Genomic DNA, 25,295 nt, shown 5'->3' on the forward strand with positions numbered 1-25,295 from the left:
ATTAAATTTTTATTTGGAAGTCTAGCATTCTCTGAGATTGAAAGGTATGATATCTTTACATTGGATCTAATAACTATCTAAGTATTGATAGGAGAAGTACGGAAAACTACGTATTTATACAGAGATAAAGCGTCAGACAGGGACGACCATCTCTAAGTAGATACGCTTTCAGTCACGATTGGCGAGAGTTAGGTAATTGATTTAGGCAAAAGAGGTGCACGCATGACCGATCTAATTAAGGCACAAGAAACTGCTAACTACAACGAGCGATCGCTCAAAACTCTGGTAAGATCCATCGCAATGTCTCAACACCAATTCTCGCTAATTTTGGTGCGCTGCAACTACGAGCAGTTGCGCCAGCAAATAGCGCAACGACTGCGAGAAGTGTCCCCAGTTCCCATTCAATATCTCGTCCTGCCAGCTTCAGTCAAAACCCTTTACACTACCCTGCAGGCAAGCACTTTCCAGGAGGGGTACTCGCCTGTGGTTTCTGCCTCGGCTTTGATGGTATTTGGTTTAGAAACAGTAGTAGCGATCGACGAACTGATGGCCTCTACCAATCAAGTGCGAGACGAATTTCGCAAAAATTTTTCCTGCCCAGTGATTTTGTGGGTAACAGATGATATCGTCACCAAAATGATTCGTCTGGCCCCGGATTTCAAAAGTTGGGCCGCCGCCACAATTAAATTTGAAATGGGCGTTGACGAATTAATTAATTTCCTCGCTAGGCGAGCCGATACTATATTTAAAATAGGCGAACTCAATCAAGAACTCGCCAGCAGCAACGTCAGCACCATCGCTAATTGTGAAACCTGCGAAACCCAGTGCGAAAAACGCGGCCTGGAGCGCGAAATCAGCCCTGGAGAACGCTTTCTAACTTTTAACTCAGGGCCCCAAAACCGACGACAATCAGATCTCCACTCCTATTCGCCATTGAGTCCGGGCAATACCTTCGATTTGGCGATCGGCTCTTTGCCACGCCGAGAACTAGAATTAGCTTTAAGAGATTTACAAAATCGCGGTGAAGAATTAGAACCCGCCCTCAAAGCCAGCCTGCAATTCGTTCTCGGGCGAGATTACTATGTCAGCGACCAAACCGAAACTGCCTTAATTCACTACCAAGAAAGTTTAGTATTTTGGCAGCAGAAAACGGGCAACTGGGAACTGGCAAACTTGGAACATTCCGAAAACCCAGAAACCTTCTCCTCCTTGTCGAATCCTGTCCCCAAAATTTTATTTTTAGAGAGAGAAGGCATAGTGCTGTTTCACATAGCCCTGTGTCACCGGTTGCAAGCAGCCAGAAACCCGGTAGCCAACCGCCACCACTGGGAACAAGCTTGGATTAGCCTGGAACAATCTAGAAACGCTTTCTCCCTTGCCTCACGCCCGGAATTGGTAGCTGAGGTGACAGCACACCTCGGAGAAGTCCTGCAGCGCCTGAAAGCTTGGGGAGAGTTGCAAGCATTAGCTGAAAATTCTTTGCAGTTGCACTTCACTTACGGTACTCCCAGCCAACTAGCTCAAGATTACGGCTTTTTGGCTGAAGTTGCCCTGCAACAGTCGAGGTGGAGTCAAGCCCGCCAGCTAGCCGAGTTGGCTTTGGCGATTTTGGATCAGACGCCTAATGATTTGAGATTGCTGATTGAAGATTTGAGATTGGGGTTTGAGGGAAATTATCCAGAATTTGTGGGCACTAACGAGTCAAGTAACGAACCCAAATCTAAAATCCAACATCCTAAATCCGACAGGAGTTCGTATCTTTTACTTTTAGCCCGAAGTTTGCGGCAGCTAGGCCAGTGGGAAGCGGCGGTTCATTCTTTGGAGTTGGCTCAATCTCAAAGCGAGCCGAAGTACGACCCCCGACTTTACATCGATATTTTGACGGAACTGCAAGCGGTTTATTTCGAGCAGGGAGAGTATCTTAAAGCATTTCGGATTAAAAAAACCCAGCGGTCGATCGAATATCAATACGGATTTAGAGCTTTTATCGGAGCCAGCCAATTGCAGCAGCAGCGCCAAGCGGTCAATCCTTCAGGTCCCTCAGCTCAAAACCAAGCTGCCATCGCAGCGTCCATGACAGCTTACTCGCGCCAAAAAGATATCAATAGCTTGCTAGAAAGAATTAGCAGGGACGACCATAAATTAACTATTATTCATGGGCCCAGCGGTGTTGGGAAAAGTTCTCTAGTCAATGCCGGCTTAGTACCAGCGTTGAAAAATATTACTCCGGGCGGGCGGGATACATTGCCCGTAGTAGTCAAAGTTTACACCGACTGGCTGGTGGAGTTAGAAAATGCTTTGAACAGCGCACTGTACGACAAACAAGCCGAAGAGGAAAGTAAATTAATCTCGAAAGGACTACAGGGAATCCACAAAAAAAGTTGCTCGGTTATTCCTGCTCGCAGCTCGGAAGTCTCTTCTTTTATTATAGATCAGTTGCGCGAAAATGCCACAAATAATTTGTTGACTGTGCTCATTTTCGATCAATTTGAAGAGTTTTTCTTTGTTTCGACTTCAGTGGCACAAAGACAACTATTTTATAATTTTTTGCGGTTGTTTTTGAATTTGCCTTATGTCAAGATAATTCTGTGCTTGCGCGAAGATTATTTGCACTACTTACTAGATTGCGATCGCTTCCCAAATCTTGACGCTATTAACAATAATATTCTCGACAAAAGCATCCGCTACCAACTGCGGAGTTTTTCTATCAAAGACGCGCGGGCTGTCATCGGACACTTAACAGAACGGGCGGAATTTTATTTAGAGCCGGCACTAATCGATGCCTTCGTAGAAGATTTAGCAGACGAACTGCAAGAAGTGCGACCAATCGAATTGCAGGTAGTAGGAGCGCAACTGCAAGAAGAAGGTATTACCAGTCTAGCACAATACCAGCAATTGGGGGACAATCCCAAAGCGGAATTAGTGAAACGATCGCTCGAAGGAGTCATCTCTGACTGCGGTCTGGTTAACGAAGATGCAGCGTGGAAAATCTTGTTTTCCCTGACAGATGAAAGAGGCGTTCGCCTGATAAAAACCAAACACGAACTCTCGTTAGTTACAGGTCCGCCGCCAGCCGATGCCCGCGAAACCGAATTATCGGCGATCGGCAAAAACAGAATTTCCCTACAGCGACAGTTCGCAAAAGACCCTGAAAGCCGACAAAAGAAAACCGACAACCTTGACTTAATTTTAGACATTTTAGTTGGTCACGGTTTGCTATTTCTGCTACGGGAAGCGCCCGAAGACCGCTATCAATTGGTACACGACTATTTAGTGCGGCCGATCCGCCAAAGATTCGGCTTAGAAGCGAGACTCCACAAAGCAGAAGCGGACAAAAAGATGAGTCAAGCACAGCTCTACCGAGCCAATACTTTTCTTAAACAACTGCTGGGATTAGCAGTGATCGGCGTCATGCTGCTAACCAGTTCCACGATCGCCGCCGTAAACTTTTGGTGGCGGGCTGTGGGTCAAAAACAGCTAGCTGTCGCTCAAACTCAGCGAGCCGAAATCAGTACCCTGACAGCCGCTTCTGAAGCACTTTATTTCTCAAACAACAAATTTGACGCCATGATGGAAAGTTTGAGAGCTGGCAAAAAGTGGAAACAGATCGAACACTCCCAACAAATGTATACTCTCAAAGACACCGAAATTCTGATTTCTGCTGCCCTCCAGCAGGCTGTTTATGGAGTCAAAGAACGCAACCGTTTGGAAGGACACGGCGATGTAGTTTGGGGTCTTAGCTTCAGTCCAGACGGCGAAACAATAGCTTCTTCCAGTGTAGATAAAACCGTCAAACTTTGGCGGCGCGACGGCAGTTTACTAGCAACTTTCAAAGACCACACTAACAGTGTCTCCTGTGTAGCGTTCAGTCCCGACAACAAAACCCTAGCCTCGGCAAGTTTAGATAAAACTGTCAAAATTTGGCAAACTGACGGCAGTTTGCTGGCAACTTTCAAAGGGCATACTAATAGCGTTACCAGCGTTGCTTTTAGCCCTGACGGTCAAACGATCGCCAGTGGCTCTACAGATAAAACTATCAAACTTTGGAAAACCGACGGCACGCTGCTGCGAACGATCGAACAATTTGCTCCCGTAAATTGGCTAAGCTTCAGCCGCGACGGCCAAATAATCGCTGTGGCGAGCGATGACGGTACTGTGAAACTGTGGAGCTCTGACGGCAGGTTAATCGCTAATTTGTGGCACAGCGAAAATAGACAACCCTCAAAAATTTACACCGTCAGTTTCTCCCCCGATGGTGAAACGATCGCCAGTGCGGGTGAAGATAAAACGGTGAAAATCTGGAGCCTCGCTGCACTCAAACACCCAGCAACCGAAAATTCAACACAAGCAAAAAAAGGTGAACTGCTAACAACTTTGCGGGGACACAGCAAGTGGGTATTTGGTGTCAGTTTCTCTCCCGACGGTCAAACACTTGCTTCGGGAAGTGCAGACGGGACTGTCAAACTCTGGAGTCTGGCTGGTGTTGGCGACAAACGCCCAACCGATGCTAGCAACATTAAACCAGAGAGTCGTTTGCTGAGAACTTTTGAAGGACACGCCGATCGAGTTACTCAGGTGAGTTTTAGCCCCGAAGGCAAAACCCTGGCTTCGGCAAGTTTTGACAAAACTGTCAGGCTGTGGCGGCTCGATGACGTGCCACTCAAAACCCTCGACGGACACCAAAACCGGGTGCAAGGCGTTACTTTTAGCCCCGACGGCCAAAGACTGGCTTCTGCTTCTACAGACAAAACTATCAAACTCTGGAGTCGCACGGGGGTTTTGCTAGAAACCTTGGAAGGACACACTCAGAGAGTCGCCAGCGTCAGTTTCAGCCCCGACGGCCAGCTACTTGCTTCTGGGAGTTACGACAAAACGGTGAAAGTCTGGAGTTTGACAGAAGATGGCATGAATAATATTCTCCCTTGTCCTTCGGCCCCGCTATTCCCGTGTTCGCCTTCTGTGCTGTTCACTCTCGACGCCCACGCCGACAGCGTGATGAGCGTGAGTTTTAGCCCTGACAGCCAGATACTCGCTTCGGGGAGCAAGGATAAGACTGTGAAACTCTGGACTAGAAACGGCAGGTTGATTAAAACTTTGACGGGACACACAGGCTGGGTGACTGGGGTGACTTTCAGTCCCGACGGCTCGATGCTGGCTTCTGCAAGCGATGACGGTACTCTCAAACTCTGGAATCGGGACGGTCGTTTGCTGAGAACTTTTGAAGGAGCTCACAACAGTTTTGTGTTGGGGGTGGCTTTTAGCCCTGATGGCAAAATGCTGGCTTCGGCTGGTTACGACAATTCGGTGAAATTGTGGAAGGTGGACGGGACTTTGGTGGCGACGCTGCTGAAAGGTTCTAGCGACAGCGTGACTAGCGTTGGTTTTAGCCCGGATGGTTTGTTGGTTGCTTCGGGCAGTTACGATCATAAGGTGAAGCTGTGGAGTCGCAGCGGGACTTTGCTGAAAACTTTGACGGGTCACAAGGATAGCGTGATGAGCGTGAGTTTTAGCCCGGATGGGAAGGTTCTGGCTTCTGCAGGCCGGGATAATCGGGTGATTTTGTGGAATTTGGATCTTGACGATTTGCTCGTGAGGGGCTGCGACTGGGTGGGGGATTATCTGAGAACTAATCCTAATGTGAGCGATCGCGATCGGCGTCTCTGTGAGGGGGTTGGGGCAAAACCAAATCAATTTTAGATTTTCGATTTTCGATTTTCGATTGGGGGATTCAGTCGATTTTCGATTTTCGATTGGGGGATTCAGTCGATTTTCGATTTTCGATGTTACTCACCCCCTTGAGGAGCTCGATCGCTAATTTCTCCCCGCTTCCCCCTTCCCCCTCTCCCCCTCCCCCTTTCTCAAAAACTATTTTTTCCTTCCCCTTGCTCTCGGCTTCCTGTAAAGTAAATAATTGTAAAGAAATATGAGTTTTCTCTTATCCTCTGGTTAAGACCGCCAGCTAGCATTCACAATTAAGACCCGGATTATAAGTTCCTATGTCACAGCTTTTCCCGCGAAAATTTCTAGCCTCTGTTGCCGCATTTTTTCTGGCTTTGTCCGTGTGGACGATCGCACCTGCGGCTCACGCTTTCAACAATCCCGATTTGTTGCCTTCTACTCAGACGCCGATCATTGATTTAGCTAAAGCCCTTACGGATATTGAAGAACAAAATTTGGCAAAAAATTTAAAGGCATTTGAAGCCGAAACCGGCTGGAAACTGCGAGTGCTGACTCAGTACGATCGCACGCCCGGTTTGGCTGTTAAAAGTTATTGGGGGCTAGATAACAAGAGTGTGTTGCTAGTTGCTGACCCCCGAGGGGGCAATTTGCTCAATTTTAATGTGGGCGACTCGCTGTATCCGCTGCTGCCGCGCACTTTTTGGGTGGAACTGCAAACCCGCTACGGTAATCAATTTTTTGTGCGGGACAATGGGGAAGATCGAGCGATTATTGAATCTTTGGAGTCGATAGAAGGCTGTTTGCGTCAGGGCGGATGCCGCGTGGTTCCCGGTTTGCCGAGGGAACAGTGGATTCTGACGTTAATTACGTCGGTGGTTGGCGGCGTCATCTGCGGGTTTGCGGCTCAGCCTCGGAAGCCGGGACAGGTTGTGGCTTGGCAGTGGGCGCTGATTTTTTCGCCGCTGTGGGGCATTCTGTTTTTCGCTTTCGGACTTGGGCCGGTGGTGACTCGGACTTCTGACTGGTTGCCTGTGGTTCGGAATGTGGCCGGTTTTGCGATCGGAGTTTTGGTGGCATTCCTGACTCCGGTGTTGGGCAAATCTTCTTCGTCGGAAACTTAGTCATTTGTTGACAGGAAAGCAGTTGACAGGAAAGTAGTTGACAGGAAAGCAGATTTTACTCAACAGTCAACGAATGACTAAAAGCTGGTAAGCTGATACCTGACAACTCAGAGGCGACAGCTATCCAACAAATGGAATGGCACGTAAGCGATGCCCAGAGTCTGGGATTAATCGATAACGAAATTGGCGACCACGGTTTTTCAGCGGCGGAGTACGAAATAGTCCGCCGCGTGATTTATGCGACTGCTGATTTTGAGTACAAGTCTTTAATTAGTTTTTCCGATCAGGCTTTGCAGGCTGGGGCGGCTGCTTTGGCTGCTCGGACTACGATCGTGGTAGATGTGCCGATGGTGCAGGTGGGCATTACGCCCCTAATCCAAAGTACCTTTGCGAATCCGGTTTACTGTTCGATGGAGGCTTTGACACGCCCCCAAAAGGAAAGGACGCGGGCTGCTTGGGGGATTGAAACTTTGGCAAGACGCTATCCTGAGGGGATTTTTGTGGTGGGCCAGGCTCAAACTGCTTTGTCGGCGATCGTAGATTTGATTGAATCTGAGGAAATTCGACCGGCTTTGGTGATTGGGACTCCTTCTGGGTTTGTGGGGGTTGACGTGGCTAAGTCGCGGCTGCACGATTCGATGATTCCTCACATTCGGATTGAGGGCCGCAAGGGCTCTGCCGTGGTAGCTGTGGCTATTGTTAACGGGCTGGTCGATTTGGCTTGGCAAGCTTACGGCCAAGAGGGGAACAGTTGATCGAGAAGTCAGCAGTCATTAGTCATTAGTCGTTCTGGATTATTTTGAGCAGTGTTGCGGTTAATTAACCAACTTTCAAACGATCGTTGACTTTCGCTGCTGCGTCGGCCGGCTAGCAAACCTTCAACTCCAATATGTTCGTCTAAATCAACCCATTCAATGGCATAACCATCTCCAAGTAGCTGCCAATTATGTCTTTCCTCCTGGGTACCATGCAACAAACGGGGATACCAAGCTAAGGGCACGCTCAAACTGCGACCATCAACTAAGTCCACAATTACTTTTTCGTCTGTCACCGTGACTTTAATCACAAGGGGTTCTGTTTCAAGTACCAAAGTAGTCATGCCAAGCCTCCAACAATATTTGTTCGTATTCCTCTACAAGATGAGCGATCGGGTTTAATTCATGTTCTTTGAAGCCTCGTTTTTTTTCTAGAGATACAGGATTAATCCAAAATTTAGCAAGTTGCCGATCGCGCTTAACATGAATGTGGGCGGGTTCGCCTCTATCGGAACTAAAAAAGATGAAACTGTAGGGGCCAACCTGAAGAACCGTAGGCATTAGCTGCTATCTTGTGAATTTTGTCCTAATTTTCACCTGAAATCGCTCTTAAATTTGTGGCTACGATCAATATTAATAATCAGCGGGCGATCGCCTTTTTACATCTCTGCTTTGATTAGTGCGATCGGGCCCTTTTTTCTGTCTACCTTTTTTAATCTGCTGGCTCATCTCGACAAACAAATCTCTGCGTAAATAAGGATAGTCGCTCACCCACACGTCCCGGCTGGGAATATAAATATCTGATACTTTGGTAATCGTGCTCAAATCTTCTTGATTTGACATGATTAACATTAAAGCAGCTTGGCCGGGGACAATTCCTTGGTGTTCTTTCCGCAAGGGAGCTCGAAGTGTAGTGGTAAATCCGGTTTTGTCGCCAACTTCTAAGTTGATTCGCGGTTCTAGGTTGTCAATTATTACGAGTTGTCCTTTTTGATTGACTGTTTCTTCTTGACTGGTGACTTCATCTGTGATGTAAATATCCAAAACTCGTCCTTGCCAAAAACCGCAGTATTGATATTTGCGACATTCTGCATTCCGCAAACTCGCCCACAAAATCGGCCCCCACAGCCAGTACAAACCAGCTATCAATCCGGTGATTAAAACTAGCGGCCCGACATCGGAACCGACGAAGCTGTAGACAACCAGCACGAGAATTACGATAACCGCAGAGATTAACATTCTCCTCAAGAAATCGGGCGGTTTCCCCCAGCAATATTTGTATTGAACTCCCGTGGCGACGGCGGGAATTAGTTCTTGAAAGGTTTGGCGGGTTAAGGGAATTAGCATAGGAAGTTCGGCAACAGATTTTGTAACGGATGCAACGGATGTCTGTTCGGCAGCGAATTATATAAGGGTTGTAACGGATTTAACGGATTGAGGTTGAAGTCAGAAATCAGAAGTTAGAAGTCAAAAGTTAGAAGTTAGATTAATTCCACATTACTAATGACTAATGACTAATGACTAATGACTACAAGATTTTTTCCAGGCCGTAAACGAGCGATCGCAATTCAAGGACTTTGCGTATAGACAGCAAGACTCCGGGCATATAACAAGCTCGATCGCTCGTATCGTGTCGTAAAGTATAAACTTGACCAGCGCCGCCAAAAATTACCTCTTGGTGGGCAATTAAACCGGGTAAACGGATGCTGTGAATGCGAATCCCTTCATCGGCCACTGAACCCCGAGCTCCGGCTAATTTTTCGGTTTCCTCAACTTCTGGCAGATTGAAAGTTTTTCCCATTTCTGCTAACATTTGGGCAGTTTGAATCGCCGTGCCGCTGGGAGCGTCGGCTTTTTGATTGTGGTGCAGCTCGATAATTTCTACGTGTTCAAAATACTGAGATGCCGTGACGGCGGCTTGTTGGAGCAAAACCATGCCGATCGAGAAATTGGGTATGATCAAACAGCCGATGCTGGCTTTGTCAGCAAATTCAGCTAAGTTTTCAATTTGCTTGCTGCTCAATCCGGTAGTGCCGACTACTGGGCGAATGCCGTAAGCTATAGCCGATCGCACGTTTTCATAAACAGACGAAGGGTGCGTAAAATCTACCATCACGCCTAACTGCTTTTCCTGAGCTGCTAATACCAGCATTCCTTGCAAGTCGTCAGTGATGGGAACTTCTAACGGGTCGCATCCGGCTAATTCGCCGGCATCGGCGTTGAGGCACTCAGGAGAGCGGTCTACAGCCCCAAATAAGGTCATGTCACTAGCATGGGCGATCGCCTTAATTACTTCGCGGCCCATTTTGCCTGCAGCACCGTTAACAATCACCGGAATCGGAAGTTGATTCGCCATCATCTCAAAAATATCCTGAAAGTTAGATCGACTAAATTTTAACGCTTGTGCGAATTTGGGGAAACAAGGAATGAAAGACAGGATTTGTCAGCAAATCTTCAAAAACCCGGTTCCCATTCGAGAAATACTTTGCCAAATCGAGTAATTAGCTTAAAGAAACTCGGTTGTGGCACAAGTTCTGAAAAAATTACATTCAATCTCATATTAAGCTCAATTCTGTAAGAACAGACTGCAAAGCTAATTTGCACCGACATATTTTTTCTGTGACTGCCAAATTCTCTCGAAATCTTCGATATGTCATGTCTGTCGCAACTGGCTTCGACCTGAGTTATCAAAACCGACGGGTCAGGATTTTGCCTGCAATGCTTGCGGGCGTGACTGTAACGCTGCTGAATATGGGAGTTCGGCAGTTGGGAGGCCTGCAAAGCTTGGAATTGGGGAGTTTTGACTCGTTAGTGCGCTTGCAGCCAGATCCGGGCCCCGATCCGCGGCTGCTGGTAGTGGCAATTTCTGAGGCCGATATTCAAGCTTTGGGGAGATTTCCGATTTCCGACGGTGCGATCGCTCAAACCTTGACAAAACTGCAAAAGTATCAGCCAAAAGTCATCGGTTTGGACTTGTACCGGGATTTGCCTCAAGCACCGGGACACCAAGAATTGCTGGCCGGGCTGAAAGCACCGAATGTGGTGGCGATCTATAAATTGAGCGATTCAGAAAGTCAGGGAGTGGGTGCGCCCCCGGGGATACCGCCCGATCGGGTCGGTTTTAACGACTTCGTGCTCGATCCTGATGGCGTTGTACGCCGCAATTTGCTCTCAGTCTCCCAAGCACAGAAGAATACTGCTTTCTCTTTTTCTGTGCAAGTGGCTTTGTTGTATCTCAAAGACAGAGTGCAGCCGGAAAATAGCCCTGTTCATCCCCACCAAATCAACTGGGGAAAGGCAGAATTTGTGCCTTTAACTGCTGACAGCGGGGGCTATGCAAATCTCGACGCCAAAGGCTACCAAATTTTGCTCAAATACCGTTCTGGTAAGGATGTGGCGCGACAAGTCAGTATCAGGCAGGTATTGAAGGGAGAAATTGACCCAAGCTGGGTTAAGGACAAGATTGTGCTGATCGGGACGACGGCACCGAGTACCAGAGATTTGTTTTTGACGCCCTACAGCCCGGTTAAAAAGCAAAGTCCGAAAATGCCGGGGGTGTTGCTGCACGCGCAAATGCTCAGCCAAATATTGAGTGCGGTTTTGGATGGGCGATCGCTATTTTGGGTGTGGCCCGAATGGGCGGAAATTTTGTGGAACGGTGCTTGGGCGTTGGTGGGCGGGGTTTTGGCTTGGCGGATTCAGCACCCTGTGAGGGCAGGATTGGCTGGGGGTGCTGCATTGATGGGGCTGTTGGGGATTAGTTGTGGGATTTTTATTTGGGGTGGGTGGGTGCCGCTGGTGTCGCCGACTTTGGGTTTGGTGGTGACTGGTGTGGGTGTCAGTGCTTACAGGAAGCTTTACGATGCTTTTCACGACTCTCTAACGGGTTTGCCGAACCGGGATTTGTTCGTGGATTGCCTGGGGCGGGCGATGATCGCCAATACTAGGGGCCGGCGCAGCTATCTGTTTGCGGTGCTGTTTTTGGATTTAGACAGGTTTAAGGTGATTAATGATTCTTTGGGTCATTTGGTGGGGGATGAACTGCTGATGGCGGTGGTGCTGCGGTTGAGGGCGATTATTGGCTCCGGGGATACTGTGGCGCGGGTGGGGGGCGACGATTTTGCGATTTTGGTGAGGAATATTGATGTTGACAGTGCGGTGAATTTGGCCGATCGAATTCACAAAGCTTTAATTGTACCTTTTGAGTTGAAGGGCCAGGAGGTGTTTGTCACTGCGAGCATCGGGATTGCCATCGGGGGCGAACCCGCTGCTAATGTCAGGGAACAGCCGGAACACTTGCTGCGGGACGCCCACACGGCGATGTACCGGGCGAAGGCTTTGGGAACGGGAAGGTATCAGGTGTTTAATGCTTCGATGCACGATTTGGCGGTGGAGAGGTTGCAGTTGGAGACGGATTTGCGGATGGCCCTCAAGCGTCGGGAGTTTTTGCTGCACTACCAGCCGTTTGTATCTTTGGCAAGCGGTAAGATTATTGGGTTTGAGGCTTTGGTGCGTTGGCAACATCCGCTGCGAGGTTTGATTCCACCGATGAAGTTTATTCCGGTGGCTGAGGAAACGGGGGCAATTGTGCCGCTGGGTGAGTGGGTGTTGGAGGAGGCTTGTCGGCAGTTGGGGCTTTGGGAGGGAATGTTTGATTTCGATCGACCTTTGATTATGAGTGTAAATTTATCTGGCAAGCAGTTTGCTCAGCCGGATTTGGTCGATCGCCTGAAGGTGATTTTGGAAACAACGGGTTTGAGTGCCGAGAGTTTGAAGTTGGAGATTACTGAGAGTGTGGTGATGGATGATGTGGAGTCGGCGATCGCGGTTTTGAAGCAGATGAAAGCGTTAAATGTCAAGTTGGGAATTGATGATTTTGGCACTGGTTATTCGTCGTTGAGTTATTTGAGTCGGTTTCCTACGGATACTTTGAAGGTTGATAAGTCGTTTGTGGGGCGGATGGAGCTCGAAAGCGAGGGGGAGAATGTGGCGATCGTGCGGACGATTGTGGCGCTGGCTCACGCTTTGGGGATGGATGTGATTGCTGAGGGTGTGGAGACGGCGGCACAATTAGCTAAGTTGAGGTCGATCGGCTGCGAATATGGTCAGGGTTATTTTTTTGCTAAGCCGTTACCGAGCGAGGCTGCGACTGCTTTGATGGCTTCTCTGCCGCAGTGGTAGTTGTGGGTTATTAGTTATTAGTTATTGTACGTTAGAGCTAAAATTGAAAGTCGATCAGGTTCCCAAAACAGCTCTTTAACCTGTTGGATGCTAAAATTAGTGTTATCTAAACAAACATGAAGCTGAAAGAACTTGTCAGTCATCTCGTTATCGATCCTCGAAAATTAACAGAGTATGCTCTTAATTTAGATAATCCAGTCGGTAGCGATAAAGCTGTAATATTTCAGCGTCGTTGATGATTTAGCCAAGAAAACTATGAATTGGTGTTAGCACAGATTTCAGCTAAAACTCTTGATGCTGAAGCAGTTTTAGGACTAAACGACAAACACGGACAGCGCGATACTGTAGACTTGGAAATTGTGGGCGCACAGGGACAGCAGGGGATTGTCCGTACAGGTTGGATCGTAGAACCGCGTAGTAATGGGGCGAGACTGGTAACACTATTCGTTCGGAGGTAAGGACGATCGTGCCAGAATTATTGGATGTAGTCGAATTGTTAGTAACATTGCCTGAATCTAATTTGCACCAGGGTGTTAGAGGGGCAATAGTAGATTGTTATGATGATGGAAATTACGAGGTAGAATTTAGCGATCGCTGTGGCGAAACGATAGCTTTGTGTACTCTGTCTACCGAGCAGTTTTTAGTTGTTTGGAAGGCGCAAGAAAGGCGTTGGTTGTCTGTATCTGAGCTATTAGCTGCGATGGTTGAACGTTTGTCTGATGAACGTCATACCAATTCACTATGAACCTGCACTTAATATAGCTTCAACGATATAGTCCCAACCACAGAGAGATAAAACTTCTTCATTCGTGAGAGATTTGATAATTATATCTACCTGTTCTTTGAGTTTATCTAAACTCGAATAATTTTCCCAATTGAGGTCTTTTTTTGTATGTTGCCACAATCTTTGAATCGGATTCAATTCAGGACTATAGGCAGGTAAATATATTGGCATTACATGGTCATGCCAGTCTAATAACAGAGCTTTATGAAAGCTACCATTATCCATGATAATTAGATTGAAATAGTCTGAGTATTTTTGAGCAAATCCATTTAAAAACTCTTGAAAGCAGTTGTGATTGAGCTGAGAAAATTCTTGATAATATTGTTCACCTGTTGATGGCTCTACAACTCCATAAACATAGAAGTTTCCTCGCTTCTATTGTTTTTTGCCTACTGGTTTTATCCCCTTCAATGTAATCATCCTGCCCGGCGCATAGTAATCAATCCAAATCTACTCTCGTCCTGACACCATATCCTTACAGGCTGTCCTGTTCCGAAATATTTAATCATTACTTTGATAATCTCCCACAGTTTTTTTTTGAAATTTGTCTGTGCAACTTCGTTCACCTTATTGCTTTGGGGTCTTGGGACGCAAGAGGTAAGATTTTAATTTATAATGAACTAGGTCATGTACGACTTTATAGCTCACTTTGATACCGCATTCTTTTTCGAGCCATATCTGTAATTTGCCATAACTTGTTTCCCCCTCTGGTTCTTGCAGTTTTTTGATTAACTTTTCTCTAACTTCGGGTGGTATATGTGGAGTCTTCCCGGGAGCTTTTTTAACGGTGAGTAATGAGGTAATTCCACCTTGTTTGTAAGCTCTTAACCAACGATATATTGTTGATTCGTCTCGCTTCAGCATCGTGGCTAATTCTTCTCTTGTTTTGATTTTTTTGGTGGCAATCCAGTATAATAGCAGTAACTTTTCTTTACTTACTGCGGTTATAGCCCGTTTGAGTCGATGCTCTAGTTCCTCAACCGTTTCCTGGATTTCTACCTTAAATTTGTTGGCCATATTGCATCTCCTCTACTTTTAGCCTACATTTAGTGTACCTTCATAGTGAATTGGTATTAACACCATTGAGAGTGAAGTAACCGCTAGTGCTGCTGGTGTTTTGGTCGTTGAACACATATTGGGTAATGCTATTACCATCGGGGTCACTCACATAGAAACTAGGACTGATACTCGCACCCGGATTAACCGTTTGGTTATAAGCAGTGACTACTGGAGCGCGGTTTGAAGAGGGCGATGGTGAAGCACCGACTAAACCCAATTCTTCCCAGGAAGGATCTATTTCCCGTTTTATATCCCAAATATTAATGACCTCATCTTCTGACACCACATCTGAGATATGAGAATCATCTTCTGACTTGTTTATTTGGGTATCTTCCGTAACCCACAAATCGACAAATTTTTCCTCTATGACACTCAGCTCAATATCAACAGGTGGCTCGATCGGTGTTGGTGCTGGTGTTGGCGTCGGTGTCGGGACGATCGGATCGACATCAACAGGCGGCTCGATCGGTGTTGGTGCTGGTGTTGGGGTCGGTGTCGGGACGATCGGGTCAACATCAACAGGCGGCTCGATCGGTGTTGGCGCTGGTGTTGGCGCTGGTGTTGGTGTTGGTGTCGGGACGATCGGGTCAATATCAACAGGTGGCTCGATCGGTGTTGGTGTTGGCGTCGGGACGATCGGGTCAACATCAACAGGCGGCTCGATCGGTGTTGGTGTCGGCGTCGGGACGATCGGGTCAATATCAACAGGCGGCTCGATCGGTGCTGGTGTTGGTGTTGGCGCTGGTGTCGGCGTCGGGACGATCGGGTCAACATCAACAGGCGGCTCGATCAGTGTTGGTGTTGGCGTTGGTGCCGGTGTTGGTGTCGGTGTCGGGACGATCGGGTCAATATCTACAGGCGGCTCGATCGGTGTTGGTGTTGGCGTTGGTGCCGGTGTCGGTGTCGGGACGATCGGGTCAATATCAACAGGCTTTGTGATGTAAGAAATCACCTCTTTTCCTAAGTCCGAACCACGCCAATCTTTACCTGGAGCAATTAACTCATCTAATTTGGCAGCTCTTCCAGTCGCACCCCGCACTTGGAAAATGATATCGTTATAATCCCTATCACTCCCCGAATCTAACCGCATATCCTCCATGACAAAGGTATTGCCTTCTCCCGTGACATCGGCAATTTGACCAAAGTGAAATCCCTCCACAGGATTCGCCATTGCCATAGAAAATAAAGGACGTTGATCGCCGCCAACAGTCGGATTATCATACACAGACTTTACACTACCGTTGGGTACCAACATCACCCCATATTTACCCCCAGCAGTTACGGCAAAACTCTTGACTTCTAAGTAGACTCCTTCGTTGGCATTACTCTCTCCTAACAAACCGGAAAACCGCGCACCTTCTGTAGCATCATTAATGACTACATGACCTTTCACAGAGTTACTTAAGGAACGCGCCGCTACTTCTTTAATGAATGCTTCCGAACCTGGTTCAAATTTGTCTAAATCGTCTAAACTGAAAATAGCTAACTCACCTTGGAACATCCCACCATCAAACGTGTAGTCTATACTGATTCGACCAGTTTGATCGGTAGTAAATACCCCCGATCTAAAGGGAGAAATTAACTTTTGGTCCGTAGTCTGTTCTGGTTCTTTTTGGGTTTCAGTTGTTGCTACGGTAGTAGTTGAATTCTCTTTCTCTGTTTCTTCCCCGTTGCTAGTGTCAGTATTTGTTTCGTCCCCTGGCTGGCTGGCATCTGGGGAAATAGCAACTAAAGTTTCGCCTGTTTTTGGTTCTTGAGTGGCAACTGTTTCGCCTGCAACTGCATCTGTTTTGGCGGCGGCTGTGCTATTTGGATTGTTTGTGGCAGCAGTTTCGCTGGGTTTTTCGGCGGTTGAAATTGCCGAATCGGTTGGTGGTTTGTCTGGTGGAGATGTAGTCTCTTCACTTGGCAGTTTTTCGCTAGCATATTCACTCGTTGCTACAGGTTTTTCCGGTTCAGATGTGAGAGTTGTTTCGGAGTCTGTAGTGAGTGGTTTGTCTGTAGTTGTTGTTGTTTCTGCCGCATATTCACTCGTTGCTACAGGTTTTTCTGGTTCAGATGTGAGAGCTGTTTCGGAGTCTGTAGTGACTGGTTTGTCTGTAGTTGTTGTTGTTTCTGCCGCATATTCACTCGTTGCTACAGGTTTTTTGGGTTCAGATGTGAGACTTGTTTCGGAGTCTGTAGTGACTGGTTTGTCGGTAGTTGTTGATGTTGTTTCTGCCGCATATTCACTCGTTGCTACAGGTTTTTCTGGTTCAGATGTGAGAGTTGTTTCGGAGTCTGTAGTGACTGGTTTGTCGGTAGTTGTTGATGTTTCTGCGGCAGATTCAGTCGTTGCTACAGGTTTTTCCGGTTCAGATGTGAGAGTTGTTGCGGAGTCTGTAGTGACTGGTTTGTCGGTAGTTGTTGATGTTGTTTCTGCGGTGACAGTCTTTTCATCTACAGGAGTTCCTGTAATTACATCTTTGTTTGCAGTGGGTTTTTCCGAAGTTGCGGCGCTGTTTGAGGGAAGTGGAGAATCTGATGTTGCACCTGTGAGGGTGTCTGCGTCGGAGGCTTTTTGAGTGCTAGTTGGTGCTAAATTCAGCGTATATTTGATGTCGCCAGTGATTTGCAAAACTTTGACTGTATAGTCTCCGGCTAGTAAGCTGTCAACACTAATTGTTTCTGCATCGGTTCCCGCGTTGGTGGAACTGTAAAGTGTTGCACCACTAGAGTTTAACAGAAATACGTCGGCATTCCCGCTCAAACCGTCGATCGAAAATTGGAAACTTCCCGGACTGTTGATGTTAAATTTGTACAGGTCGTAGATATTTGTAGCGCCAACACTACCTGTGTAGGTTTTGCCGTCAGCCAATGCCCAGATGTTAAGTTCAGCCATTTGTACCCCTGAAAAATAGTTGGTTAAATCAGTTGTTGAGAAGCGATCGCCTTATTATGTTTTTATGTTTTCTCCGGTGCGTTTTTGAGCATTTCGAGCCACCTGAAATTTTCCTCAAAAGGTAAACTTTCAAGACTGCTTGTTTAGTGTTTCAACGAAGCAGGGAAGTATTGCATTTATTTGTGAAGAAGCTTTAGTGATATTTGCCAAGGTGTCAGATTTTAATCCAAATTTCACCTCGTTTTTATATTATTAGAAACAAAAAAAGCAATACGTAGGAATACGGATTTTTTTACATTAAAGACTTTACAGGAACTTTACGATCGCCAATATAATTTTTGGTAGGATGACTGTGAAAGAGCCAAAAACCATAGAAATTAAGCACTAATAAAGTATTAGCGCTATTGCCCACCAGACTGTTAGCAAAGCACGGCAGATGTAAAGCATCCCCAATGCAGAAGATTTGTTAACTTTGTGTAAAGTATCAAAGAAACAGGACTTTATGACATTACTTAAAACTCCTTTAAACCGAATTTAATGACGATTACTTTAAAGCTCCTTAATCGTCGATCGACAGCTATACTACCAGTCCTAGACGCAAGAACCGCTAAAAACAAAGGGTTGCGATTACGTAGCACAGCGAATAATGATAGAAATACGTTGTTTCTGCGTCTTGGACTAACTACCATGAAAAAAAATTGCTTCAAAGTGGACTCAAATATATATCTGGCGGAACTTGAGGGTTTTATGCAAATTCGGGAAAATTGTTACATAAGTTTACATTAGCGTTGCCCGATCGCCCAAAGTTACAGCACTTTGCGAGCAAAGCGCTCTTAATTATCTATCTGGGGGAACTTGAGGTTTTTATGCGAATCGCGGGAAATCGTTACATTAGTTTACAGTTGGGTTGCCGATTGCCCAAAAATTCAAAGCCACCCCGCATTTAACTTACTGGTTCAGTTGACTGAAACTATTGTGGGGTGGGCAGGAGAACCCGCCCAAAGCTGCAATTCAAATAAATACTCCTGAACGCATCGGTGGTCAGAAACCGGGTTTTTTTTGCGACAATATTTCGTTACAAACCGCAGAAACGGCAAAAAACCCGGTTTCTTTGGTTTTGATGCGTAAGTCGCGATCGAGAAAAGCTTAGTTGCGCTTGAGTGTTGAAGGCGCTACCTACATTTAATGTACCTGGTGATTTTGGTTCAAACTATTGTGGGGTGGGCAGGAGAGCCCGCCCAAATCTACCCAAATCTACAAATCTACAATGTAAATGCAGCAAATCTTAGTTGCGCTTAAGTGTTGAAGGGGCTCAGTGCTCCGCGGGCATCCTACAACTGCGATCGCCCCAGACAATCCCTTATCCCCTACAATAAACAAGCAATTATTATATTTTGAGTTATCCTGTGAGTCCTACTGCCGAAGTCAGCAATACCCTAAATGCGGGCGCTCTACCAACCGTTACCGCTACCGCAGCCCGCCGCGCTGTTTTTCCCTTCACTGCAATTGTTGGCCAGGAGGAGATGAAACTGGCGCTGCTGTTGAATGTCATCGATCCCAAAATTGGCGGGGTGATGATTATGGGCGATCGAGGTACTGGTAAATCTACCACAATCCGCGCCCTCACTGATTTGCTGCCGGAAATTGAGGTGGTGGCTGACGATCCTTTTAACAGTCATCCCAGCGATCCAGATTTGATGAGTGATGAGGTGCGCGATCGCACTTTATCTCAAACTGACATTAAAATCGCCCGCAAAAAAGTCCAAATGGTAGATTTACCTTTGGGCGCTACCGAAGACCGAGTTTGCGGTACGATCGACATCGAGAAAGCTTTGTCAGAAGGAGTTAAAGCTTTTGAACCCGGGCTTTTAGCTAAAGCTAACCGCGGCATTCTGTACGTTGATGAAGTCAATTTGCTCGACGATCATTTAGTCGATGTTTTGCTCGACTCGGCCGCCAGCGGTTGGAATACTGTTGAAAGAGAAGGCATTTCGATCCGCCACCCGGCTAAGTTTATTTTAATCGGTTCCGGGAATCCAGAAGAAGGAGAATTGCGGCCGCAGTTGCTCGACAGATTCGGGATGCACGCAGAAATTCGGACTGTGAAAGACCCGAATTTAAGAGTGGAAATTGTCGAACAGCGATCGAGTTTTGACCAAAATCCGCCGGAGTTTCTCGCGAAATATCAGCACGAACAAGATGAGATGCAGCAGAAGTTGGTGGAAGCCCAGGAAAGATTGAAATCGGTAACTATCGATCGAGAGTTGCGTGTAAAAATCTCCCAAGTTTGCGCGGAATTGGACGTAGACGGGCTGCGGGGCGATTTGGTGACGAATCGGGCTGCGAAAGCTTTCACGGCGTTGGAATGCCGCACAGAGGTGACTGTGGACGATATTCGCCGGGTGATGACTCTGTGTTTGCGGCACCGGTTGCGGAAAGATCCGCTAGAATCAATAGATTCGGGGTATAAAGTGACTAAAGTGTTCGATCGGGTATTCGGCCTAGAAACAACTGAGGGGTAATTGGTAATTGGTAATTGGAAATGGGTAATTGTTGGTGATGAAACCTTCCCAAATTTTCATACCTAATTCCCCAGTTCCAATTACTAATTCTGGCCATGGAAAAACGAATTTTAGGATTAGATCCGGGCTTAGCAAATCTTGGCTACGGGGCAATCTCCTGTCAAATTGTCCCCGGCAACCAAGATAAAAACAGCGTTTCCATGATTGATTGCGGCGTCATACAAACAACGCCAAAACAGGAAATGGGACAGCGATTGAAAACAATTTACGACGATTTGCACCAGGTAATTGAACAGATTAAACCTGATATAGCAATTGCCGAAAAACTGTTCTTTTACAAGATGGGAAATACCATACTTGTAGCGCAAGCGCGGGGCGTTTTGACCCTAGTATTGGCGCAGTGTGGAGTGCCGTTATTCGAGTTTACGCCGGCTCAAATTAAGCAAGCTTTGACCGGCCGCGGTAATGCGGATAAATCCGAAGTGCAAGAGGCCGTGGCGCGGGAGTTGGAGTTGGGTTATATTCCGAAACCCGACGATGCGGCCGATGCTTTGGCGGTGGCTTTGACTGGTTGGTACGATGATGATATTTGTCCGAAGAAAATACAGTTGGAAACAGGAAAAGTTTGATGCAATATCAAATCATCGGCAAATTAAGCACAAATCCGGGCAAGACATCTTCTCCCGATAAACTTACAGGAAATTGTACAATCTCTACTTCGCGAGAAGGGCGATAAATCTCCACTTTTTCGTCTAGAGGATTAATTAACCAACCCAAGCGTAAACCGCTGTTTAGATACTCCTGCATTTTCTCCTGAAGCGGCCGCAGCGGGTCTGGGCGCGATCGCAATTCTATGACAAAATCAGGACAAATTGGCGGAAATTTCTCTTGTTCTTCTGCTGTTAAAGCAGACCATCTTTCTAAGCTAACCCAAGCGGCGTCTGGAGCTCGATCGCCATTATTAGGCAAGCGAAAAATTGTGGAAGAACTAAACACTCTCCCTAGCTGCGTTTTACGGTTCCACAAGCCCAAATCTGTAATTAAATAGGCTTTTCGATTGCCGCTGACTCCGCCTACGGGTGACATAATAATGATTTCTCCTTTAGGTGTCCGTTCAAATTGCCAATCTCGATTCATCTGGCATAAACGGTAAAACTGTTCGTCTGTTAGTTCGACAGTCTCTAAGTTTAAAGTAATGGTTGTCATTTTTCCTAACTCCCTACAAATATGAGTTCTGCAAACCTACTTTAGCGCCACTTTTTGTCAATGACCGACGAAACTAATCGAATTTAACATCAGTCCTATGCAATAGCACTTAAGCTTTGAGAGGGGTTTAAACCCCAGGCGGACTAGGGCGCAAATGCCAGAGATCGATCGCATTTAACATCAGTCCTCTGCAAGAATACTTAAGTTTTGACACTTGTTTAAACCCCAGGCGAACTATTACGATGTCCAAAAGATTAGTGAAAAATGTCATTAAGTGCGATCGCCCAATTCCACCCTCACTCAAAAAAATGCTATAATATCCACTTTAATTGCTAAACTAATCCCGCCAGCAGAGTACACAGGAAAATAATATGGTGATTATTACCTCCCAACAAATTGCCCAATTTCGCTCGCAATTAGCCGAATATCCCGAAGCCTTAAAAGCCCTCGACGCAATCGAAGATTGCGAAGGTAACATCGAAGATGCATCGATATCTCTAGCAATTCAAGCCGGACAAGAACCGAATATATCAGAAAATTGGTTAGACGGATTGGCAAAAAGATGCCGCGTTGCTATCTGCAAATCCGAGGTGAAAGAAGAGTTGACTAACGGACAATTGAATGCAGCATTTAGAGATTTAGTTGCAGCAAAAATTTGCCCTGATATTTTGGTGACTTCGGTAATTATTTATGTATTTAAAACTGGGGTGAATGAGTTTTGCGAGCCTCTCGAATATAAACTGTAAAGCCATAGCTGCATTTAAAAATTAGGTGAAGCAAAGCTATCCAGAAGGGTAGGGAATCGCCTCCATTTCTCAAAACATGATACAACGAGGCGATCGCACTTTTTCTCTACCCCTTTGCACTACTGTACCCAGCCGGCCTCAAATCCGGCGACAAACCCAAAGATTTCCCCAGCAAACGAGCAAGTTGCACTAAAAAATTGGCAGTATCTTCGTCACCTTCGCGGGCCATTGAAGCCGATATCTGGATTAGCATTTGCACAAATCCCGCATCAATTAAATGGGAACAGGAACTCAAAACTTCTGGTTCTTGGCCGTTGGGACAGGTAAGCACTCGCTCGATTAAGTTCAAATAAGCCTCTTGGCGTTCTGGATTCATTTTGGGAGGACCTATACAGTAAATAATTTATTATTACGCTTAACTGATTCCTGTCAATCACGCGATCGAATAAGCGATCCCCGTTTTTACTCTAGAAACTCCATTCAGTCAGGAATAGACAGAAGCTTAAAGAAAATCTTAAGTTTCTCAATGCTAGTTTAGTCGAGGTAAGGTGCGCCGAAGAGCACCCTACTATTCAAGGGAATTAAGAATATACAAAATGAAAATAGGAATATTTTTAGGAAATCTCGGAAACCCCGCCATCTACTATCCCAAACTAGCCACAATTACCGGCGGAGTCGTGGCGAGTATTTTTCTTTGCCAATTATTGCAATGGCAAGCACAGCAGTCCAACTCCGGCGAATGGGTGGAAACTAACAGCAGCGAAATTGAAAAAGCCACTGGTTTAAATCGCGAAGAACAAGAACTCGCGAGACGGTTGCTTAAAGTCCGATCGCTCCTCAAAGAAAAACTACAAAATCCCAACACCGACACCCTAGAACTCTGGGCGGACATTGACGCTTTCGAGGAAAAACTCAATAACTTTTGGACACCGAATCCGCCAGATATTATAACACCGATAAGCCGCGAAAACAACAATCACCCTGTAGAAATCTTCTGCGAAACATCACCCCCAAATCATGTAGTTAAAACCGACAAATATTTCGGGCAACCCCGCCAGCAAATAGCTGTTGCTGTCACCCCGAATTACCGATTTAGCGGCCCTTGGAATTCCCAAGAACAACTGCACAACTTTCAGCGAGCTTTAGAAGCATATGCTCAAGAGCGCAGCTTAGGATTTGGCAATCCTTCTGGATGGGCCTTTAAAATTATTGACAGCATGACAAAAGGCTTAACCTCGACTTTTTGGGATGAATTTATCGCCGGCATCCCTTTAGGAGAAAGTCAGAAAGTTAAGCGAGATTGGGAAATCGAGCCGGAAGTGCCTTATCCTGCTTTTGAAGAAGAGAGAATTCAGTATTACGTGCACAAAGGCGAACCGCTAGAAGCAGCAGTATCTAAAGCCCGTGCTGATTTGAGAAACCCAGTTTTGGGCAAAGATTTGTGGGAGGGATTTCTGCGAAAGTGCGATCGCCTTGCCGATGATGCACTCAAAGCAAAACAGCAGGGCGTTGACACACCATATCTGCCGTCTTCCTTCAACGAAAAACCGCAAATCACCAAGGATAGCGTTATGCGGAAGTTAGGGGCGATCGCGCCGCAATTAGCCCTCAATCAATCCACATCTGACCCGATTCCAGCACTGCCGAAACTTGCTGAAACAGCATCGCCAACTCCCGCCGAAATTCCCAGTATTTCCTCTTTGCAAAAAGCTTACCAAACTCCTCTCGGCCGAAGTATAGTTGAAAAACAAATCGCTGCAAACCCCGACTGGGGCTACGAAATAGTTGACGGTGAAATCGTAGAATCTATCCCTTTTTAATGAGGCTGATATGAAACGAATTAGCGATATCAATCCGCTGGGGGAAGAGCGACCAAATCCTTCTGAGCAAGAGAGAGAAAAACTGCGGGGGGAAAGGTTGCAGCGAGAAAGATATGAAGCATATCAAATGTTAGTTGAACTCTGCAATTTGGGCGAGTATGACATGGCTGAGCATTTGGCAAATCGGCATTTTAATTGGGGTTATGAAATAGTTGATGGGATTGTGATTGAAAGGATAGATTAGGTTTGTAGTTATCCCGTTTTTCACCCGGCGCTTGAAATCACCACTACTTTTATGGGCGGACTCCCGGGCCCACCCCACACGAAACTTGATAGGTTGTGGCACAGGCCGGAAAGCCTGTTGCTAAGAATGGTGCAAGTTGACTACCGCAATCTCTATGTTAGAGTTCTAACTAAAACTTAAATAACTATCAAAATATGACAATTATTAATGCCAAAAACCTAACTTTATCAGAAGTCCACCGTCTGTTCGGCTTTCAAAAACAGTACACTAACTCATTTACCTCTCTGTTATCCCTTGAAGATATCACAGAACACGAACAGCAGGAACTTATACAAATTAGGGATGACTTCGATGACTACATTTCAACGGATCGAGTTTCTGAAGGATTGGTAAAAGCTCTGACTACCTTTCCCTTAATGCGATTGGCTGGCTTCTACCGCCGCCCGATTAAAATTAGTTTAGAACAAGACATCGCCGAAATTAGCATTGAAGATGAAGATACAATCATTAAAGGACGGTTTGATATCTTGGCTGTCAACAGGATAAAACCTATCAGAAGCGATACATATTTTTGGGTTTTGGTGATTGAAAGTAAAAATTCTGGAATCAACGCATTGATGGGTTTATCCCAATTGCTAACCTATGCTTATCAAAGTTTAAAATATCAAGACACAATCTGGGGTTTGACAACAAACGGAATGCACTATCAGTTCGTCAATATCCAGGGGGGCAATACTCCAACCTATCAGCTAATGCCTTTGCTAAACCTGATGGAGTCCGACTCTTCCATTTTGCTGCTGCAAGCGTTAAAAGCCATTTGCAAGCTATAAAAAAAGAGGCAGAGAAAATTCCCCGCCTCCAATCTGCAATGACTGTTAACCTATAACCTAAAAGTTAGATTAGCCAGCCAATATTTTTTAGTAGCCTCTGGTGTTAGGCTTGTGGACGATGAAGCTGAGCACTTGGCATTGCTTCACGTTGTCAAAACCCATGACGCGGATGTAGCAACTAGGATTATCTTGACGGCAAGCTTGAACTTCTGTCATGATTTCTTGGACGCTGCGAGCACCAAACAAAGGCAACTTCCACAGAGTCCAGTAGCGCATTTCAGCGGCAGAGGTTTCGTTGAATTCTACGCCGGGAATGTAGCCTTGATCCAAGATGTATTGGAGTTGCTTGGCAATTTGCGCGTCTGTCAGCGGGGGCAAATAGGACAGAGTTTCGTAACGACGCTCTTTAGGTAAAGTCTTCATTTTTTGTATCTCTAAGGTGTGTGTTCGATCGCACTTGTCGATCG

General features: G+C 46.2%; 20 protein-coding genes and 2 pseudogenes. 12 read left to right on the forward strand and 10 right to left on the reverse strand.

The window, feature by feature from the left end; all coding sequences use genetic code 11:
* Nucleotides 1-222: 222 nt before the first annotated feature.
* The 3 genes from QUA74_RS16620 (at nt 223) to QUA74_RS16630 (ending at nt 7,555) form a co-directional block, all read left to right on the forward strand.
* Nucleotides 223-5,697 carry a WD40 domain-containing protein gene (locus QUA74_RS16620; protein WP_333331011.1) on the forward strand — a complete coding sequence of 1,825 codons (5,475 nt, stop codon included), beginning with the start codon at nt 223-225 and terminating at the stop codon, nt 5,695-5,697.
* Between the two features lie 299 nt (nt 5,698-5,996).
* A complete protein-coding gene (locus QUA74_RS16625) occupies nt 5,997-6,800 on the forward strand; it encodes a TPM domain-containing protein (RefSeq protein WP_333331014.1) in 804 nt (267 codons plus the stop codon).
* 131 nt (nt 6,801-6,931) lie between these two features.
* Nucleotides 6,932-7,555: a precorrin-8X methylmutase gene (locus QUA74_RS16630; protein ID WP_015179019.1), complete on the forward strand. Its 624-nt coding sequence runs from the start codon at nt 6,932-6,934 to the stop codon at nt 7,553-7,555.
* A gap of 8 nt (nt 7,556-7,563) precedes the next feature.
* Here QUA74_RS16630 and QUA74_RS16635 read toward each other — a convergent pair whose 3' ends face one another.
* From QUA74_RS16635 to dapB, 4 genes are all read right to left on the reverse strand, one after another.
* On the reverse strand, nt 7,564-7,899 hold the full coding sequence (locus tag QUA74_RS16635) for a DUF2442 domain-containing protein (protein WP_333331017.1): 336 nt from the start codon (nt 7,897-7,899) through the stop codon (nt 7,564-7,566).
* Entirely contained in the window at nt 7,880-8,116 is a 237-nt protein-coding gene (locus QUA74_RS16640) for a DUF4160 domain-containing protein (protein WP_333331020.1), read from the reverse strand. The genes QUA74_RS16635 and QUA74_RS16640 overlap by 20 nt, the downstream gene beginning before the upstream one ends.
* 72 nt (nt 8,117-8,188) lie before the next feature.
* Complete coding sequence (locus tag QUA74_RS16645; RefSeq protein WP_333331023.1) at nt 8,189-8,902, reverse strand: phosphate ABC transporter permease; 714 nt, start codon at nt 8,900-8,902, stop codon at nt 8,189-8,191.
* A 181-nt stretch (nt 8,903-9,083) separates the two neighbouring features.
* Nucleotides 9,084-9,911 carry a 4-hydroxy-tetrahydrodipicolinate reductase gene (gene dapB / locus QUA74_RS16650; RefSeq protein ID WP_333331142.1) on the reverse strand — a complete coding sequence of 276 codons (828 nt, stop codon included), beginning with the start codon at nt 9,909-9,911 and terminating at the stop codon, nt 9,084-9,086.
* Between the two features lie 299 nt (nt 9,912-10,210).
* On the opposite strand from dapB, the gene QUA74_RS16655 reads away from it, so the two are divergent.
* The 3 genes and pseudogenes from QUA74_RS16655 to QUA74_RS16665 all read left to right on the forward strand — a co-directional run bounded on the left by QUA74_RS16655 (nt 10,211) and on the right by QUA74_RS16665 (nt 13,481).
* Nucleotides 10,211-12,736 carry an EAL domain-containing protein gene (locus QUA74_RS16655; RefSeq protein ID WP_333331026.1) on the forward strand — a complete coding sequence of 842 codons (2,526 nt, stop codon included), beginning with the start codon at nt 10,211-10,213 and terminating at the stop codon, nt 12,734-12,736.
* A gap of 116 nt (nt 12,737-12,852) precedes the next feature.
* A pseudogene (locus QUA74_RS16660) lies at nt 12,853-13,194 on the forward strand (DUF6883 domain-containing protein).
* An 8-nt stretch (nt 13,195-13,202) separates the two neighbouring features.
* The gene (locus QUA74_RS16665; protein WP_333331029.1) at nt 13,203-13,481 is read left to right on the forward strand and encodes a DUF4926 domain-containing protein; all 279 of its coding nucleotides are present in this window, start codon (nt 13,203-13,205) and stop codon (nt 13,479-13,481) included.
* Here the strand turns inward: QUA74_RS16665 and QUA74_RS16670 are convergent.
* The 3 genes and pseudogenes from QUA74_RS16670 to QUA74_RS16680 all read right to left on the reverse strand — a co-directional run.
* Nucleotides 13,476-13,880: pseudogene (locus QUA74_RS16670) on the reverse strand (transposase); the annotation flags it as partial. The gene QUA74_RS16665 and the pseudogene QUA74_RS16670 overlap by 6 nt on opposite strands.
* 207 nt (nt 13,881-14,087) lie before the next feature.
* Nucleotides 14,088-14,537: a helix-turn-helix domain-containing protein gene (locus QUA74_RS16675; RefSeq protein ID WP_333331031.1), complete on the reverse strand. Its 450-nt coding sequence runs from the start codon at nt 14,535-14,537 to the stop codon at nt 14,088-14,090.
* Between the two features lie 40 nt (nt 14,538-14,577).
* The gene (locus QUA74_RS16680) at nt 14,578-17,460 is read right to left on the reverse strand and encodes a DUF4114 domain-containing protein (RefSeq protein WP_333331034.1); all 2,883 of its coding nucleotides are present in this window, start codon (nt 17,458-17,460) and stop codon (nt 14,578-14,580) included.
* Between the two features lie 1,406 nt (nt 17,461-18,866).
* Between QUA74_RS16680 and bchI the strand changes: the two genes are divergently transcribed.
* Entirely contained in the window at nt 18,867-19,982 is a 1,116-nt protein-coding gene (gene bchI / locus QUA74_RS16685) for a magnesium chelatase ATPase subunit I (RefSeq protein WP_333331036.1), read from the forward strand.
* Nucleotides 19,983-20,077: 95 nt separating this feature from the next.
* Nucleotides 20,078-20,611, forward strand: a complete 534-nt coding sequence (gene ruvC / locus QUA74_RS16690; protein ID WP_333331039.1) for a crossover junction endodeoxyribonuclease RuvC — start codon at nt 20,078-20,080, stop codon at nt 20,609-20,611.
* A 7-nt stretch (nt 20,612-20,618) separates the two neighbouring features.
* Here ruvC and QUA74_RS16695 read toward each other — a convergent pair whose 3' ends face one another.
* Nucleotides 20,619-21,188 carry a Uma2 family endonuclease gene (locus tag QUA74_RS16695; RefSeq protein WP_333331042.1) on the reverse strand — a complete coding sequence of 190 codons (570 nt, stop codon included), beginning with the start codon at nt 21,186-21,188 and terminating at the stop codon, nt 20,619-20,621.
* Between the two features lie 371 nt (nt 21,189-21,559).
* Between QUA74_RS16695 and QUA74_RS16700 the strand changes: the two genes are divergently transcribed.
* A complete protein-coding gene (locus tag QUA74_RS16700; RefSeq protein WP_333331045.1) occupies nt 21,560-21,934 on the forward strand; it encodes a hypothetical protein in 375 nt (124 codons plus the stop codon).
* 106 nt (nt 21,935-22,040) lie between these two features.
* Here the strand turns inward: QUA74_RS16700 and QUA74_RS16705 are convergent, their stop codons facing one another.
* The gene (locus QUA74_RS16705) at nt 22,041-22,310 is read right to left on the reverse strand and encodes a hypothetical protein (protein WP_333331048.1); all 270 of its coding nucleotides are present in this window, start codon (nt 22,308-22,310) and stop codon (nt 22,041-22,043) included.
* A gap of 220 nt (nt 22,311-22,530) precedes the next feature.
* Here QUA74_RS16705 and QUA74_RS16710 point away from each other — a divergent pair, with 220 nt between their 5' ends.
* From QUA74_RS16710 to QUA74_RS16720, 3 genes are all read left to right on the forward strand, one after another.
* Entirely contained in the window at nt 22,531-23,754 is a 1,224-nt protein-coding gene (locus QUA74_RS16710) for a hypothetical protein (RefSeq protein ID WP_333331051.1), read from the forward strand.
* Between the two features lie 10 nt (nt 23,755-23,764).
* Complete coding sequence (locus QUA74_RS16715) at nt 23,765-23,998, forward strand: hypothetical protein (protein ID WP_333331054.1); 234 nt, start codon at nt 23,765-23,767, stop codon at nt 23,996-23,998.
* Between the two features lie 194 nt (nt 23,999-24,192).
* Complete coding sequence (locus QUA74_RS16720; RefSeq protein ID WP_333331057.1) at nt 24,193-24,828, forward strand: restriction endonuclease subunit R; 636 nt, start codon at nt 24,193-24,195, stop codon at nt 24,826-24,828.
* A gap of 87 nt (nt 24,829-24,915) precedes the next feature.
* On the opposite strand, the gene QUA74_RS16725 is transcribed toward QUA74_RS16720, so the two are convergent.
* Nucleotides 24,916-25,251 (reverse strand): ribulose bisphosphate carboxylase small subunit, encoded by a 336-nt coding sequence (locus QUA74_RS16725; protein ID WP_006632945.1) that lies wholly within the window; start codon nt 25,249-25,251, stop codon nt 24,916-24,918.
* Nucleotides 25,252-25,295 lie beyond the last annotated feature (44 nt).

The sequence above is a fragment of the Microcoleus sp. LAD1_D3 genome, assembly GCF_036702135.1.
Taxonomy (GTDB): Bacteria; Cyanobacteriota; Cyanobacteriia; order Cyanobacteriales; family Microcoleaceae; genus Microcoleus.

Coding starts and splice junctions, on each gene's coding strand:
- QUA74_RS16715 (WP_333331054.1), top strand. CDS start 23,765: ATGAAACGAATTAGCGATATCAATCCGCTGGGGGAAGAGCGACCAAAT.
- dapB (WP_333331142.1), bottom strand. CDS start 9,911: ATGGCGAATCAACTTCCGATTCCGGTGATTGTTAACGGTGCTGCAGGC.
- QUA74_RS16705 (WP_333331048.1), bottom strand. CDS start 22,310: ATGAATCCAGAACGCCAAGAGGCTTATTTGAACTTAATCGAGCGAGTG.
- QUA74_RS16625 (WP_333331014.1), top strand. CDS start 5,997: ATGTCACAGCTTTTCCCGCGAAAATTTCTAGCCTCTGTTGCCGCATTT.
- QUA74_RS16680 (WP_333331034.1), bottom strand. CDS start 17,460: ATGGCTGAACTTAACATCTGGGCATTGGCTGACGGCAAAACCTACACA.
- QUA74_RS16725 (WP_006632945.1), bottom strand. CDS start 25,251: ATGAAGACTTTACCTAAAGAGCGTCGTTACGAAACTCTGTCCTATTTG.
- QUA74_RS16695 (WP_333331042.1), bottom strand. CDS start 21,188: ATGACAACCATTACTTTAAACTTAGAGACTGTCGAACTAACAGACGAA.
- ruvC (WP_333331039.1), top strand. CDS start 20,078: ATGGAAAAACGAATTTTAGGATTAGATCCGGGCTTAGCAAATCTTGGC.
- QUA74_RS16655 (WP_333331026.1), top strand. CDS start 10,211: ATGTCTGTCGCAACTGGCTTCGACCTGAGTTATCAAAACCGACGGGTC.
- QUA74_RS16620 (WP_333331011.1), top strand. CDS start 223: ATGACCGATCTAATTAAGGCACAAGAAACTGCTAACTACAACGAGCGA.
- QUA74_RS16630 (WP_015179019.1), top strand. CDS start 6,932: ATGGAATGGCACGTAAGCGATGCCCAGAGTCTGGGATTAATCGATAAC.
- QUA74_RS16640 (WP_333331020.1), bottom strand. CDS start 8,116: ATGCCTACGGTTCTTCAGGTTGGCCCCTACAGTTTCATCTTTTTTAGT.
- QUA74_RS16710 (WP_333331051.1), top strand. CDS start 22,531: ATGAAAATAGGAATATTTTTAGGAAATCTCGGAAACCCCGCCATCTAC.
- QUA74_RS16645 (WP_333331023.1), bottom strand. CDS start 8,902: ATGCTAATTCCCTTAACCCGCCAAACCTTTCAAGAACTAATTCCCGCC.
- QUA74_RS16700 (WP_333331045.1), top strand. CDS start 21,560: ATGGTGATTATTACCTCCCAACAAATTGCCCAATTTCGCTCGCAATTA.
- QUA74_RS16635 (WP_333331017.1), bottom strand. CDS start 7,899: ATGACTACTTTGGTACTTGAAACAGAACCCCTTGTGATTAAAGTCACG.
- QUA74_RS16675 (WP_333331031.1), bottom strand. CDS start 14,537: ATGGCCAACAAATTTAAGGTAGAAATCCAGGAAACGGTTGAGGAACTA.
- QUA74_RS16720 (WP_333331057.1), top strand. CDS start 24,193: ATGACAATTATTAATGCCAAAAACCTAACTTTATCAGAAGTCCACCGT.